The 14,217-nt window shown below is 63.1% G+C and carries 11 protein-coding genes; 6 read left to right on the top strand and 5 right to left on the bottom strand.

The window, feature by feature from the left end; translation table 11 throughout:
* The first annotated feature begins 385 nt into the window (after positions 1 to 385).
* A complete protein-coding gene (locus FHG66_RS20370) occupies positions 386 to 3,970 on the top strand; it encodes an AAA domain-containing protein (protein ID WP_139078985.1) in 3,585 nt (1,194 codons plus the stop codon).
* Positions 3,971 to 3,972: 2 nt separating this feature from the next.
* Entirely contained in the window at positions 3,973 to 5,844 is a 1,872-nt protein-coding gene (locus FHG66_RS20365) for a phospholipase D-like domain-containing protein (RefSeq protein ID WP_139078984.1), read from the top strand.
* Between the two features lie 362 nt (positions 5,845 to 6,206).
* Here the strand turns inward: FHG66_RS20365 and FHG66_RS20360 are convergent, their stop codons facing one another.
* Positions 6,207 to 6,722, bottom strand: coding sequence for a hypothetical protein (locus tag FHG66_RS20360; RefSeq protein ID WP_139078983.1), 516 nt, complete (start codon positions 6,720 to 6,722; stop codon positions 6,207 to 6,209).
* Positions 6,723 to 7,185: 463 nt separating this feature from the next.
* On the opposite strand from FHG66_RS20360, the gene FHG66_RS20355 reads away from it, so the two are divergent.
* From FHG66_RS20355 to FHG66_RS20340, 4 genes are all read left to right on the top strand, one after another.
* Positions 7,186 to 8,106: an ArdC family protein gene (locus tag FHG66_RS20355; protein WP_139078982.1), complete on the top strand. Its 921-nt coding sequence runs from the start codon at positions 7,186 to 7,188 to the stop codon at positions 8,104 to 8,106.
* A 347-nt stretch (positions 8,107 to 8,453) separates the two neighbouring features.
* Complete coding sequence (locus FHG66_RS20350; RefSeq protein ID WP_139078981.1) at positions 8,454 to 9,116, top strand: ParA family protein; 663 nt, start codon at positions 8,454 to 8,456, stop codon at positions 9,114 to 9,116.
* On the top strand, positions 9,113 to 9,409 hold the full coding sequence (locus tag FHG66_RS20345; protein WP_139078980.1) for a chromosome partitioning protein ParB: 297 nt from the start codon (positions 9,113 to 9,115) through the stop codon (positions 9,407 to 9,409). The genes FHG66_RS20350 and FHG66_RS20345 overlap by 4 nt, the downstream gene beginning before the upstream one ends.
* Before the next feature lie 424 nt (positions 9,410 to 9,833).
* Positions 9,834 to 10,592, top strand: a complete 759-nt coding sequence (locus FHG66_RS20340) for a helix-turn-helix domain-containing protein (RefSeq protein ID WP_139078979.1) — start codon at positions 9,834 to 9,836, stop codon at positions 10,590 to 10,592.
* Positions 10,593 to 11,069: 477 nt separating this feature from the next.
* Here the strand turns inward: FHG66_RS20340 and FHG66_RS20335 are convergent, their stop codons facing one another.
* The 4 genes from FHG66_RS20335 to FHG66_RS22515 form a co-directional block, all read right to left on the bottom strand.
* Positions 11,070 to 11,441 (bottom strand): H-NS histone family protein, encoded by a 372-nt coding sequence (locus FHG66_RS20335; protein WP_246082701.1) that lies wholly within the window; start codon positions 11,439 to 11,441, stop codon positions 11,070 to 11,072.
* Between the two features lie 69 nt (positions 11,442 to 11,510).
* Positions 11,511 to 11,711, bottom strand: coding sequence for a hypothetical protein (locus FHG66_RS20330; RefSeq protein WP_139078978.1), 201 nt, complete (start codon positions 11,709 to 11,711; stop codon positions 11,511 to 11,513).
* Between the two features lie 177 nt (positions 11,712 to 11,888).
* Complete coding sequence (locus FHG66_RS20325) at positions 11,889 to 13,586, bottom strand: type IV secretory system conjugative DNA transfer family protein (protein ID WP_246082700.1); 1,698 nt, start codon at positions 13,584 to 13,586, stop codon at positions 11,889 to 11,891.
* A 2-nt stretch (positions 13,587 to 13,588) separates the two neighbouring features.
* A complete protein-coding gene (locus FHG66_RS22515) occupies positions 13,589 to 13,951 on the bottom strand; it encodes a mobilization protein (protein ID WP_246082699.1) in 363 nt (120 codons plus the stop codon).
* Positions 13,952 to 14,217 lie beyond the last annotated feature (266 nt).

Below are 14,217 nucleotides of genomic sequence, written 5' to 3'. Positions count from 1 at the left end.
CCTCGTCATTGGGCCAGGAACCTGACAGCTAGTTCCAGCAAAACCCGGCCAAATAGCGCCAGCGGTTACAGAGGTCCGGCCCACCCTCGCCAGACATGTCCAATATACGAACGTTTTTCGGACATGATATGCTCCTGATGGCACCGTCACGCATCCGACCTGAACCCCGCTAGTCATATCCCAGAGCCTCACATCTATGCGGATAGCCCTGATGTGTGACTGGGTTCATCGTGCCGATCTGCAAAACTGTTCGCCTCTTGCTCCGTCAGACCAGAGGCTCCAATCTCCACACCGAACCAATCTTCTCCCAACGAAATCTGGTCGGCCAAGTACGAGGAGTACGGGTTGGTCTAGAGCAAGCAGCAAGTAACGAGGATCGACTACAGTGGCCAGCAAGCGTACTAAGACTACTCGTTCTCGTGCTTTTCCGCCGCTTGACCGAAGGTTCACATTTCTCGGCGATGCTGTAGCACCGGGTAGCCGCCAAACCCTCCGGCCAACACAGTTCGAGGTACATGACCAAGTTACGGGGCAGGACCGCAACCTAAAACTGTGGAAGAAGACCGGGACGTCTGTTGACGAGGATCTTCGCCAGCTTTGGCGACACGAGATGCGCCAAGTTCAACGTGTCATGTCATACGCCGGAGCGCATAACCTAGTCGTCGATATACTGGAGTTTGTAGAGGACGAAGAAAACTTCGGCGTTGTACTGGAACATGTGGGTCAGCCACTTGGGGCCAAGTTAACACGTTCATCTAAGCAGCACTGGTTGAGAAATCTAGGCGCAGCACGTCCGCGTACTCTCCTCTGGCGTAACATGCGACGGCTTTCTGATGCACTTGGCATCGTCCATGCGCAAGGCTTAGTGCATGGCGCAGTTAACGTCGACAACGTGATGACCGAAGGCTCCGAAGAACCAGATTTCCAACTGACAGGCTTTGAGTGGAGTCTTTGGCTTGCCGCAGACAAAGCAGATAAAGTGCAAGCTCGACTGGGCCCCAACGCCGACTCTGTCCGATCTGAGCGGTATTCTTTTGCGGAAGACTGGCGCTCGCTCGGACGATTGATTGCTCACTGTTTGAAAGTAACAGTCAAGAACTCAGGTGAGATCTCCCCCTCGGGGCAGACGGAAGCACAACTAGCATTAAGCGCGTCCGAACGTTCGCTCCTAAGTCGCTTAGTCAATCCGACGCGGCTGGACAATTTAGATGCGGTATCAATAGGAAGGTCGATCGACGATATCATTGCTGATGTCGGCAGGACAAGTGTTTCTCGTACCGGCGCATTCATCTTGATGTTCGCCCAAAGCTCAGGGCTCGGCGAGGCCGTATTCGAGTCGAGCGGAGGCGAAATCCCGATAGATGAGTATCGGGATCAGCTTGACTGGGTGCGTGCGGACGTCGATGGAGGTGCAGTTCTGCTCACACCACGTGTCTTCGACCCAAACCGTGATCGGTTTCAACTAATCACTGCGATGATGAGCTATACTCTGGCTCCGCTACGACAGGATGACGCAGTAGCATGGGACGTAGCAGTTTGCATGAAGGCTGAAAGCAGGCGTGAGGCGCTGAGGATCGGTGAAACCAACGAGCACGAAATACTGCAGCCTATCGAAGTTGTAGCGTCCGTTCGAAACGCTGTAGAAACACGCGCCAAGTTGGGCCCCGACGCACTTGACTGGTCCGCCTTCGCCGAGCCTAACAGGAAAAGCGACACGTTCAGCCCAATCGAGCTTGTTCGACAGGGGCTTCTCCTAGTGCAAGTAATTGAGGCTGTGATCAAGGCTCTAGAAATCTATCCAGTCGAGATCTTGCATCGGGAAGTAGTTGCTGGGCGACGATTTGTCTCAATCCGAGCAGAGCCAGACAATGAACGAGACAAGATCGCTCGACGTTTAGGTTTGACTGAGGCTAGTGCAACGCTGAAGCGGTTGTTTGAAGATGATCAGCGCAACAGCGAGGCAAAGTGGCGGTTCTCACAGGCTGCTAGTCTCGGCGGCAGCCGTATGGGGGATGTGGCGGCCAACTTTGTCGAGATTGCCGATAGCAAAGGAAGGACGGCGTATCGCTTCGAGATCGATGAGGAACTGCGCTTTGAAGGTCCAGTCTTTCTTCGTGAGGAGCGGGACGCGGGAACCGAAGGTGTTATCGCTCGTCGTCTCCGCAACCTCAAAGCTCTGGCCACGCGGACTGACTTGGCTGAAATGTTTGACGATCCCTGGCGCGTCCGCCGATCTAGCCGCGAAAGTCTGACCGAAGCACAACGCGCTGATGCATACTATCAGGACCTCGACACACCCAAGCGCACAGCTTTGGAGGGACTGTGGTCTACCCTTCCATCCTATTTTGTAGTCGGACCACCCGGGGTGGGGAAGACGCGGCTTGCAACAGAAGTACTACGCCGCCGGTTCTCTGAAGACTCTGCGACTCGGATCCTTATAACAGCACAGGGGCACGACGCTCTCGACCACCTACAGGGAACTGTAAAGGAGGCACTCACTCAGAGCGGCCTCAAGGATCTCGTCATCGTTCGTTCTGTAGCATCTGATCGGCGACCTACAACAGATGAAGATGTCCATCGGACTGGCCACGAGCATCTGCAGCGGCTCGCCGAAAGTCGTCTAACCCAAGAAGCACCGATCTCCCTGCGCGATCGAGTGCGAGGCTTAGCGGAAGCTGCGGGCCGACTCGCAAGATCTGCAGACGCCGTTGAGCGCGACGACCGTGTCGCTCTCAATGCCGTGTCCAGTCTAGTTCTAGATGCAGCCAATATAGTCGTTACCACTGCAAACTCCCCCGACGTTGAACGTTTGGTCGAGGCTCGCGAGCAATTCGACTGGGTCATCGTCGAAGAAGCAGCTAAAGCGACCGGCCCAGAACTCGTCGGGCCCCTGATGCTATCTGGTCGTCGACTTCTAATCGGAGATCATCACCAACTTCCGCCATTCGATGCTGACCGGCTTGTGAAAATCCTATCCGACCATGATCTTGTGCGAAGAGCAGTCGGACTGGCCGAGCAGTATGTGGGGCCACTCATGCGGGATGGAGAAGTCGGCGAGCTGGAGCAAATCGCTCTAGATCCTACTGCGCTAAGAAACACGGCAGACATGGCTCTCCGGATATTTGAACCATTCCGCACCTTCGTTGATGAAGATGAGCGGCGTAGTAGGAATAACCCCAGCCACCGGCCAATATCATCTACTCTAACTGAGCAGCGGCGAATGGATCCAGCCATTGCTAGGATTGTGTCTGAAGCATTCTACGGCGGTAGATTAGTAACCCATCAGAGTCGGACGTTGGCCGCAGCAGAAAGGCAGGCACCGTTTCGGTTTACGAGCGGCCTGCCAGACTCGCCGGTCGTAGTAATAAACTTTCCACATGTTAGTGCAACCGCTTCAAGTGCTCCAGCAGAGCGGAGTCGGCCTCGATTTCATAATCCTGGAGAAGTTGAAGCGGTGTACAAAGTTCTCCGCGCAGTACGTGCAGAACAGGAGAAAGCGCCGACTCTCGCAATTCTGACGCCTTATAAAGCTCAGGTAGATAGGCTTGCGGAGCGCATCGATGGCGGCGTTAAAAGCGGGGCGCTGGCGCACCTTGCGCATTTCAAACCAGTGACCGCAGACGGCCGATGGGTTAGCACCGTAGATGCATTTCAAGGCAACGAAGCCGACTTGGTAATCTTTTCACTTGTGCGGAATAACAGTGGTGCCGGCGCTAGTGCATTAGGCTTCTTACGTGACCCAAGACGTATGAACGTTGCTTTGAGCAGAGCTAAGTTTAAACTGATAATTGTTGGTAGCTTGGCGTTCCTGCAAGAGGCGGTCCGGGGTGTGAACCCGGATGCAGGAGCCCACGATTTGTCTTTCCTCACCACTATAGTCAATACCATTGAAAGGCTGCGAGAAGAGTTTCGCGGCGATCTGCCATTAGCCGACATCATAAAGCCTGACGCTTTGACGAGCGGAGTCTAGAAGTGCAAATTGCAATTCCGGTTTATCGTCTGTCCTGCAAAGTTGGCATCGATAGGGGTCGTGCTTGGAGCGTTATCGAGGAACTGGTGCTCTGGGCGTTAGCTCAGAAGGCTAGGACCATCGCTGAACTATCCACCCAGTCCGGACTCCACCGGCAACTAATCGTCGCTTCTGTGGCCCGGATGATGCGTTTCCGACTAGTCGAGTTGTCTGTGCGGTCAAACGGTGCTGTTTTCCAGGCGAGTTCATATGGAAAGGAAGTCGTGGCTAGTGGACGTACGCTTCCGTTTTTTCCGAAAAGAGAGGCTAAGCGGGTTAGCTTCGTCATTGAGAGAGTAGCGGGCAATTTCTTCCCTGGCGGACAAGTACGTCTGGTATCAGAAGCGGCGCTCGCCCAGGAGGTCGATGACGACCTGCGCGTTGTGGTCGTCGAGGGCGGGGGCCCAACCATGTCCCATGAGGCCAACTTTGCAAGACTCTCGAAGATCGCTGCCCGTGGTTGGGAGGAGCAGTTAGCCATCGTCGATGGTCGAACCGCTTCATTGCGTAGCGAATTTATGTTGATTCGAGTTGTTGACGGTGTACCTCGAAACCTCCCCGACACTGCATCTGAAACGCTTCGCCGAGTCATTGCCACGGCGGCAGCAGTTCCACGAGGCACGTCTACGGTTCCTGTGGAGTATCAGGGCCCATCGCCGGAACCGGAGACAGTGCCTTCTGTTCATGCCTGCAGTTTCGGGCCTGATGACGTCGTCATAGGTGGTTCTGCTCAGTTGGCTCTGTTCCAGAGGATACTTAGGCTCGCGCACCGACGAGTTATTATCCATTCGACTTTTCTAGATCACAAACGCTTTCGGGAGCTGTTGGACGAAATTCGCGCGGCCTGCATTCGTGGGGTGTCGTTCGATCTTCTCTGGGGAGCAGAGACACTCGATGCAGATGAGGACAACCGCAACGGTGTCGCGGCTGTGGAGATTGCCCGTATCATTCGCGAAGACCGCGATCTAGCCCGACGTTTTCGTATTCACCTCAGGAGCACTGGCTCTCACTCAAAGTTACTTTTGGCTGATAGTCTCGAGGGTGATTGGACTGCCGCAGTAGGGTCTTGCAACTGGCTATCGTCACCATTCCGCGCGGTTGAGCTTACTGCGGTATTGTCAGATCCGCATGTCGTTGCAGATGTGGCGGAGGCTCTTCAACGAATGGTAGGACGACGCGGTCTTTCGGATGACATCGCTACGGAGATGTCTTTGGTGGCTCGAGAACTCCGACGTCTGACGCCGCGCGGTGGTTCTGCCCAGGTCTCGTTGCTACTTGGCGACCGACATGACGCACTTATGCGGTCTGCTAGTGGTCAGACTAGGCAACGATTTATAGTGGGTAGCCATCGCCTAGGATCGACTGCCCGCCCTGGTGTGATGATGCCGGGCGAGGCAGCCGTCAGTCGGTCGGATGCAACCGTATCATTACTTTACACTGTACCGTCAGGGCCGTTGAAGAAGCGACATGCACGAAAGCTTGCGGAAGAGGCAGCCGAAAATGGAGTTAGGCTGCTTCGCGTCGACCCACCTCTTCACGGAAAGTTCTTGGCCTGGGATGATGACGATCTGGCGATTACGAGTCTCAACTGGGCTTCTGCGGCGAGTGATCTTGACTTCCCGCAAGCTGATATTGGTGTTCATGTGCATGCGCCCGATATCGCTGCGGACGCTGTAAAAAGGTTAGGATTGATATACCCAGAATTGGTGGATGATCATTCAGTCCCAACAGAGCGTACGCCACAGATGGATGTAGAAGACAAAGGTCCTATGGTTGAGACCCCCCTGCCTGTTTCAAGCGGGGTGGGAAGTTTAACGGGGGAGGCTCCCGACTAAGTGGATTACGACTCAATGTCGCGCTGCTTCTTGCAAGAGATGGGTTGGGATTCAGATAAGGCAGATGAGACAAGCCAATGTCTACCGAGTGCTTGAAGCGGTGTCGCCCATGGCTCGGTTTCCGGGATCGCACTCTATTAAGTTGTGAGCATTAGGTCCGGAACACGGTCGTATGACGGACGTACAGGCGATCGCTCACCGGCTTGGGTCGTTCGTCCACGAAGGAGCAACAACTGGATCCGGTTTGGTGTCCTGAGGGTCGCGATGTCCGACCGTAGCACGACGAGCATGGACATGGCGTCGAAGCATGTGCGAGCAGACTACGCCGGATGGTGAGGGAGCGGCCAAAGTGGCGACACCCGTCACCCCTGCTCTGGGAAGCCCTGCCATCCAAGGAGGCTTTTCTCGCTGGCTATCGCATCCTTGTCCATGGCCGCCTGTGTGAGGTCGGCGATCAGCCAGCGGCTCCGCGACATCCACCGAAACATCGTCTGCAGCTCACCCCATGTGAGCAGCCGCACGTCCTTCTCGAGCTGCACGCGAAGGTGGGCTCGCTGGGACAAGTGGGGTACATCCGCGGAGTAGCCGATCAGCGCGTGACAAACGAGGTTTCTGACGACGAGGGCCTCCCGCAGGTGGCCAGACAGCCGCTGGCAGAGGTCCGTCTGCAGTGGCCGGCCCCTGCCCGCCTGGAGCACGCGCTCGGACCACAGGCCGAGGGCCTGCGAGATCCTATGCACGGGGCTGGGGGTGCCTGCGAAGAGCTCCGTCTCAAAGGCGGCGCGCAGGGATCGCTCGATGTCGGACCAAAGGAACAGAAGCGAGCCGACCGACGCCTTCATCTGCTCAAGCGTGACAAGCTCTGAGTTCTCGGACATGTCGACGTTATCGACCAAGCCGGGAAGGCGCGCAACGAGGCGGCTGCCATGGGACGGAGCGGGGCACAGGCTTTCAGCCAAGGCGGCCCATGATGGCTAGCTGAGCGCCCCGACCGGGGCCCTGTCGAGCCGCGCAGGTGCAGCCCGTTGACCCCCGTGCAGCTTGCGACCCAGAACGCGGGCTAGAGGCCTGAGGCCCGACCGCCGACCGGGCCGACACGCCGTGCCCTAGACCGACAGTGGAGCGGCGAGCCCGTCCCTTCGGGTCGGGCTCAGGGTGAGCATGACGCGCGCCGGCGGCGCGCGCCGCCTTTCCTGCTTCCTTAGGCCGCCACGCATCCCCGCCCGCGCCCGTCAAGGGGCAAGCGCCCGGCCCGTGCCGGGCCGGTCGGCTCCGCCCACAGGCGGCGCGAAACAGGCACCAGACCCTGACCGCCGCACAACCACCACGCGGAGACGGATCATGGCATCCCAGACCCCCAAGACCTTCGACCCCGAGCGCGAGATCAGCGAGCGCATCATCGCCGCCCTGGAGGCGGGCACGCCACCGTGGCGCAAGCCCTGGACGGGACAGGGGGGAGGCACCGCCTTCCCGCTGCGCGCCACGGGCGAGGCCTACCGGGGCATCAATGTCCTGATGCTCTGGCTCGAGGCCTCTGAGAAGGCCTACGCCTCGCCCTACTGGATGACCTACAGACAGGCGCAGGAGCTGGGTGGGCAGGTCCGCAAGGGCGAGCGTTCGGCTCTCGTCGTCAAGTACGGCGTGGTGGAGAGGGAGCGGGAGGAGGCAGCCGAGGGCCACGAGGCGAAGGCGGAGCGCCGGCCCTACCTCAAGGCCTACCACGTCTTCAACGCCGACCAGGTGGACGGGCTGCCGGAGCGCTTCACCCGTAAGGCGGAGCCGGCCATGGACCTCGGCACCCGGCCCGACGAGGCGCTCGACACCTACTTCGGCCGGCTGGGCGCGGCCATCGAGACCAGCCCCGATCCCCGCGCCTACTACCACCCCGCGCGCGACGTCATCCACATGCCGCCGATCAGCACCTTCCACACGACCCAAGGCTACTACGAGACCCTGGGCCACGAGGCGGTGCACTGGACGGGAGGCACGGCGCGGCTGGACCGGCTGACCCGGTGCAAGGACCGGCAAGCCTATGCCTTCGAGGAACTCGTGGCCGAGATCGGGCAGTGCCTTCTCTTCGCCACCCTGGGCCTTACGCCGTCCATCGACCAATCGGCAGCCTACGTCGAGGGCTGGCTCAAGGCCCTGGCCGAGGACAAGAAGGCCATCTTCCGGGCCGCCTCCGAGGCGCAGAAGGCCGTGGACCTCATCACCGAGCGGTGTGGCAGCGCCGTGGAGCAGCACCAGGAGGTGGCCGCCTAGGCGGCCCCGTCCTCACCGTCAAGGTCCTGGCGCAGCTGGGTAGCCGGCGGTTCCAGGGCCTGAGTGCGAAGGAGTGGGCGCCGCCCTTCCCTTTGCCTACCGGCGGCAGACCGGTCCGCCTCCCCTGCGCCGCTGTCTCTCGCGAAAATATACATGACGAACCAGTAATGGTGCAAATCAGATTATTTCGCATACCCGGTATACAGTCATACCGGATCAGAGACTGAACCGGATGACCAATAGAACCCGGTTTGCAACAGAACCGGATCACCTTGCATATCTGGTCTCTGAACTTACCCCAGCGAGCCTTCCACGTGCTACGCTCCCTGAAAACAGGAGGCTCGAGCATGCCCACCATCGTCATCGCCTCACCCAAGGGGGGTGCAGGGAAGTCCACGACCGCCGTTCTCTTGGCCACCGAGCTGGCAGCTGCAGGAGCTGAGGTCACGCTCCTCGACTGCGACCCCAACCGGTCGATCACGCTGTGGTCTGAGCGGGCGCCGGTGCCGCGGCGCGTGGCGGTTCTCTCCGGAGTCACCGAAGCCGAGATCGTGCGTGTCATCAAAGCGCGCGACCAAGACGGCCAAATCGTTGTCGTCGACCTGGAAGGGGTCGCTTCGCGCCTTGTCAGCCGAGCGATCAGCCAAGCCGACCTCGTGCTTACGCCTATGCGAGCAACGACGCTGGACGCCACCATCGGAGTGCGGGCCCTGGCGCTTGTCGCCGAGGAGGAAGAGGCCCTGGGGCGACGGATCCCCCTTGCCGTGGTGTTCACCATGACCCGGGCCGTGCGCTCGACCCAACATAAGGGGATTGAAGCTTCGCTTCGGACGCAGGGGGTCGACCTGATTGAGCCCTCGCTGATGGAGCGTGCCGCCTTCTCGGCTCTTTTCGAGTTCGGCGGGGACTTGCGCACGATGCCAGCGCAAGGACGGATGGAGGGTGCCATCGAGAATGCCCGGGAGTTCGCTCGTGCGGTGCACGCACGGCTTGTAGCGGTGCCGGCATGAGCAAGCCGTTCTCGATCGACGTCGGGGGCCTGCGCAGCCGGGCCAAGGACGCAGGCACGGACGCGGTCGCCAAGGCTGATGCAGCCGGCGAGGTGCACGGCTTCCACCCTCGTGAGCCTCGAGGTCGCCCAGGGCGCAAGCCGAGCCCGCGCACCGGGCAGGTCCATGCCAAGGTGCTGCCCCACGTCAGCGAGGAGATCGCGGAGGAGGCGCAGCGGCGGGGCGTTACCCAAGGTGTGCTGATCGAGGAGGCTTGGGCGCTCTACTGTGCGCGACAGAGCCGGGAAGGGTAGGGGCATCGGGCGGCCTCGTTCGGGTAAGCGAGACCGCCGAGATCAAGCAGTGAGGCGGGGAGTACTTTGTCCCGATGCTGGTCCTGATCGGCGCCGCATCCGGAAACCACGTTGCCCCATGGCCACAACTTAGGCACGATGGTGTGAACCGACGTCCGGAGTCGCTGGACGGCGCAAGAGCAACCCAGGGGAGCAGTAGCCCAGAAAATACGAAAGCCCGCCGGGGGCGGGCCTCATATCCGGGGAAGACCCGGGAAAACTAATCTCTGGCAGGATCAGCTTCCCATGTCTCCCCCGGCTTTCGCAAGAGGTTTCTTGCCATGGCGGAGCCTTGCCCGCGCACAAGTGAGTGCTAGGGCCACGGCTCCCCCGTGCGTGGCCCTGCCCCTGTCGGCTCCCCATAGCCGGAGAGGGACGAGACGAGATGATGAGACAGGTAGGGGCGCTCCTGGAGGGAGGCCCAGGCGGGCGCTCAAGCGCCGGCCAAGGGGGGCGTGCAGCTCGCGCGCGCCGTCCCGTGCGGCGTGGCTCGCGCCTGGTCGGCACGTGCGAGGGCGCGTGGTGGCGCCGCACCGACCGCCAAGAGGTGCGGCGCGTGCTGCTCGCGGCCAAGCGCTACGAGCTGGCCGGACGGCAGGCGGGGCGCCGGCGTGGGCCTCTGGGCCACGTGGGCCTCGAGGTGCTGGAGCTGCTAGCCAACCTGGTGAGCTTTCGCAGCGGGCGGCTCGAGCCCGCGATCACCTACCTCATGCGCACGCTCAGGCGCTCCAAGGACGCCGTGGTGCGGGCGCTCGCCGCTCTGCGCGAGCACGGCTTCCTCGACTGGCTGCGCCGGCACGAGCGCGTGGAGCTGGTGGAGGGGCCGGGGCCCCGGGTGCGCCAAGTCAGCAACGCCTACCGGCTCTCTCTGCCGCCCCGGGCCGCGCGGCTCCTGGGGCATCTGCTCTCCGCGCCGCCGCTGCCCGAGGACGTGGCGCAGGAGCGCGAGGACCGGGCCGCTTGGCTCCGGGAGCACAAGGCTGCCCTGCCGCTCGCGGAGCTACCGTTGGTGGAGGTCGACGACGACCGGCTGGCGCGGGTTCTGGGCGAGCTCGGCCGTGCCGTGGAGGCCCGGGCCCAAGCGGCTCGCAGCACCCGAGGTGACAATCAGGAGCAACGGTGCGGCGACAAGGCGTTCTCTTGAGAAGAACGCGAGTCCGCCAAGCAGGGAGAAACCAGAACTAGAGAGTCCAAGGGCAAGACCACGAAGGGCTGAGAAGGAAGAGAGCGCCTCGCGTCGAGCGCTCGCACCGGACCCAGCCAGGGGACTGCCGGGGGAGCGGTGCCAATCCCTGTTCCCGGAGCCGCCGTCGCGAGGCCCCGGGCAGCCGGAGGCATCGGTCCTGCAAGGGCGGCGCGAATCGCGGTCTGGGACCGCAGCCACGCGCAGCCGCAGGAGCTGGAGCGAAGCAGCACGCAGCGGAGGCGACGAGGCGAGCATGGCGAGGACCCACCCTTTGCAGGACTAAGGCTGGAGGATAACCCCAGACGACGATGGCGGGGCAGAGCACAGGGATCAGCCTCCTGTTCCAGGTGAGCCGGAGCAGCCTTCCCTTTGCCAGCTCGGCTGGCGCGACGGTCGGCTACGGCCGAGGGGTGAGGACGGCAGGGCGGCCTTGGCTCAGCCCGCCCTTAGCTCCTCGGCCGAGCGCCCCTGGGCCAGGGCCTCGTTGAACCAAGCCGGGCGCCGGCCACGGCCCGACCAGGTTTGATCGGCGTTGTCGGGGTTGCGGTACTTGGCGTTGGAGGGAGCAGAGGAGGTTGCGTCTGCGCGAGGACCGCGCTTGGTCCCCGCCGAGCGTCCCTTGGCTGTCCCACTCCCTACCAGCTCCGCCAGGGAGAAGCCGTGCTCGCGCGCCAAGTCCTCGGCGGCCTTGAGCGCCCGCTGGCGGTCGCGCTCGCCGGCCGCGGCGATGGCACGGTCGATCTTGCCGCGCAGCTCGACCAGCTCGGCCCGCGTCATCTCCTCGAAGTCTGGGGTGGCATTCGTCATTTGATCTTTCCTTGGTCAGCTCGCTCGACACTTGCCGCAGAACATCCGCGGAAATCTCGGCGAGGATGGTCAGTCGCAAACGATGAAGCTGCCTTGGCCGCGGAAATCCAGCCAAACCGATGGATCGGTGCAAACGGTTCGGCCATTCGCCTGGACCGTGTAGCCGAAGAGCGTCCCATTCGTGTCAACGCGGGCTGCGACTTGGGCGAGGGCCATGGAAGCACCCGCCGTTGCCAAGCCGAGCGCGAAGCCAATGGCGATCTTCCGCATGACCTACCCCTCTTCCCGGTGCGGCTCAGGCTTACCTTGCCCATTCAACGGAGTGGAAGCCCGACCGCGAGCGCGGCCGTGCCGTCCGGCGGGGCGGCACCGGGAGCCCCGGTCGGGACGAGGGCGCGGCTTGGGGACTTGTCCGGGTCCGTCGCAGGGGCGGAGGTGCCGAGAAGGTCACTGACCTTGCGGGGCGGTATAGAGGCCTCCGAACTCGGGATCGGCGAAGTAGCGGAGCTTCTGGGCGAGGATCATGGGCTGGCCCTGGACGCGCAGGAGCTGGAGGGTGTCGGGAAGACGCATGACTTCATCAGGGGTCAGGAGGTCGCGCCCTGTCAGGTGCAGGCTGATGGAGGGTGGGTCGCCGGGGCGGTGGCTGGTGGTCTCGTAGGCGGTGGTTTCCTGGCCCATGAGCTGGGAGAGCCAGCGGGCGGTCTCGTGGTCGTTCACCCCGAAGGCCTGAAGCACGCCGGCATTGGCCACGAAGGTGCTGGCGCGGGCTCCGTAGAGCGCGCGGAGCTGGCTCATGTCCTGGAGGATGGGCCAGAGCTGGAGGCCATAGCCGGCCATGAGGCCCATGGCACGCTCCACCGCCTCCAGACGCCCCAGGGCGGCGAACTCGTCGAGGAGGAAGAGGGTGGGCTCGCGCTGAGGCGAGGCACCGCCAGCCGCGGCCTGCCCGAGCTGCCCGGCCTCGGCATCGCGCGCGATCTCCGCGAGGGCTTGGCTCACCAGGAGGCGCAGCCACCGCGCGTAGGCGTCGAGGCGGTTCGGCGGCAGGACTAGGAACACGGATGCGACCTCATGCCGGAGACTGGCGAAGGAGAAGTCCGAGCGCGCGGTGCTGGCGACGAGGCGCGGGCTGTCGAGGAAGTGGGTGTGGCGCTGCGCCGAGGAGAGCACCCCGGCCGCTTCCCGGTCCGATTTGCCGAGGTGGCGGTTGGCGGCCCGCGCCACTAGGCCCCCGGCCGCGTCGCTTCCCTGCATGAGCCCCAGCAGCTCGCGGAAGCGCTCCGGGGGGAAGGTCAGGTACTCGCGCACGGCGGCGAGCGTCCTGCGGTCCTCGTCCTCGTGGCAGACGGCGAAGAGGATCAGGCCCGAGAGGAGCGCCTTGGCCTCCTCGTTCCAGTGGGCCTCGCCCGCCTGCCCGGGCGCATCGATCACCAGGGCCTCCGCCAGGGAGGCCGTATCCTCGCCCAAGTCGGGGCTATCAGCCCTGAGCCGTCCGAGCGGGTTGTAGGCGGCCGAGGGCAGGCCGGTGACCCCGAAGGGATCGAGGACGTGCACGGGGCCGAAGCGGCGCCGGGCCTCGCCGGCGATCCGGGCGTTCTCGCCCTTGGGGTCGATGCAGAGCACCGAACGCTCGGCCACGAGGAGATTGGGGATGACGGTGCCCACGCCCTTGCCGGAGCGGGTGGGAGCGAGGGTGAGCAGGTGGGCGGGGCCCGCGTAGCGCAGGAGGCGCCCTGTCTCCGCGTCGCGGCCGATCAGCAGGCCGGCGCCGGCGGAGCCGCCCGAGCCGGCCCCGTCATCCTGGAGGGCCGCGCGCTCCCTCCTCGTGGCGAACCGCGCGGAACCGTGGCTGTCGAGGGCGAGGCGCGCGTGCCATGGGAGGGGGATGCCGGTCTTCATCGACCAAGCCTGCGCCGCGACAAGGCACGCGAGGAGGGCGAGCACCATCAGGAATGGGTCGTGCCACCAAGCGGCTTGAAAGGCGCTCCCTCCCAGCAGCTCGATCAGGACCATGCCGAGGAAGGTGGAGGCAACCACGGCCACAGCGAGAAAGAGGAGGAGCTGGAGGGCGAGCAGGGGCGTGAAGATCAGCAGCGCCGTCCAGCGGGTCAGTGCACGGAGGGCGGAGGCGACGGCGGCCACGGTCAGGCGCCCCGAGCGGAGGAGGCGAGGGCCGCGGCCGAGTCCGTGTCGGCTTCTCCGGCGCTCGCGTCGGCCCCGTCTATAGACCCATCAGCCGCGCCATCCTCCGGGAGCGCGTCCCCTGGCTTCCACCCCACGAACGCCTTGCGGTCCTGCTCGCGGGGCAGGTTCCGCACCAGCCGGTCGAGCATGGCCGCGGCGTGCTGATCCCGCGCCGCCAAATCGACCAGGGCGCCGCCAAGGATGACCTTGCGCCGAGTGTCAAGCTTGCGGGCCTCCGTCGCCGCCCGGTTCCTCAGCGCCTGAAGCCTAGCCTTGGCTTGGGCGTACCTCTTCTCGGCGCGTTCCAGCTCCGTCTCTGTCATAGCGAACTCTCCTCCGACGACACTAGCCCGGACGTCTACTCTCCCCTAAGATGAGTTGGAGAACAACCCGGAGGCTTCATGCCTGAGCCCGCCGAACAAGGTGAGAAGGGCGCACTTATGCAAACCCTGCGGGTTTGCGTGCGGTCTCCCGGAGGCGGCGCTGCGCTCGCCCCCGCCGACGGCGGCCCCGTCCGACGCTGCGCACCGGAGCAGGAGGGCCCTCCGGCCCTCCCGCACCCTCTCCGGCCACCCTGCGCGGGTGGATC

The sequence above is a fragment of the Rubellimicrobium rubrum genome, from assembly GCF_006152115.1.
GTDB lineage: Bacteria > Pseudomonadota > Alphaproteobacteria > Rhodobacterales > Rhodobacteraceae > Rubellimicrobium > Rubellimicrobium rubrum.
Note: the sequence above shows the minus strand (reverse complement) of the source record. Positions and strands in the feature narration are given on the sequence as shown.

What these genes read in the sequence shown, in the direction of transcription:
- FHG66_RS20335 (WP_246082701.1), bottom strand. Translation starts at nt 11,441, where the DNA reads ATGACGAATGCCACCCCAGACTTCGAGGAGATGACGCGGGCCGAGCTG.
- FHG66_RS20340 (WP_139078979.1), top strand. Translation starts at nt 9,834, where the DNA reads ATGATGAGACAGGTAGGGGCGCTCCTGGAGGGAGGCCCAGGCGGGCGC.
- FHG66_RS22515 (WP_246082699.1), bottom strand. Translation starts at nt 13,951, where the DNA reads ATGACAGAGACGGAGCTGGAACGCGCCGAGAAGAGGTACGCCCAAGCC.
- FHG66_RS20345 (WP_139078980.1), top strand. Translation starts at nt 9,113, where the DNA reads ATGAGCAAGCCGTTCTCGATCGACGTCGGGGGCCTGCGCAGCCGGGCC.
- FHG66_RS20350 (WP_139078981.1), top strand. Translation starts at nt 8,454, where the DNA reads ATGCCCACCATCGTCATCGCCTCACCCAAGGGGGGTGCAGGGAAGTCC.
- FHG66_RS20360 (WP_139078983.1), bottom strand. Translation starts at nt 6,722, where the DNA reads ATGTCCGAGAACTCAGAGCTTGTCACGCTTGAGCAGATGAAGGCGTCG.
- FHG66_RS20330 (WP_139078978.1), bottom strand. Translation starts at nt 11,711, where the DNA reads ATGCGGAAGATCGCCATTGGCTTCGCGCTCGGCTTGGCAACGGCGGGT.
- FHG66_RS20355 (WP_139078982.1), top strand. Translation starts at nt 7,186, where the DNA reads ATGGCATCCCAGACCCCCAAGACCTTCGACCCCGAGCGCGAGATCAGC.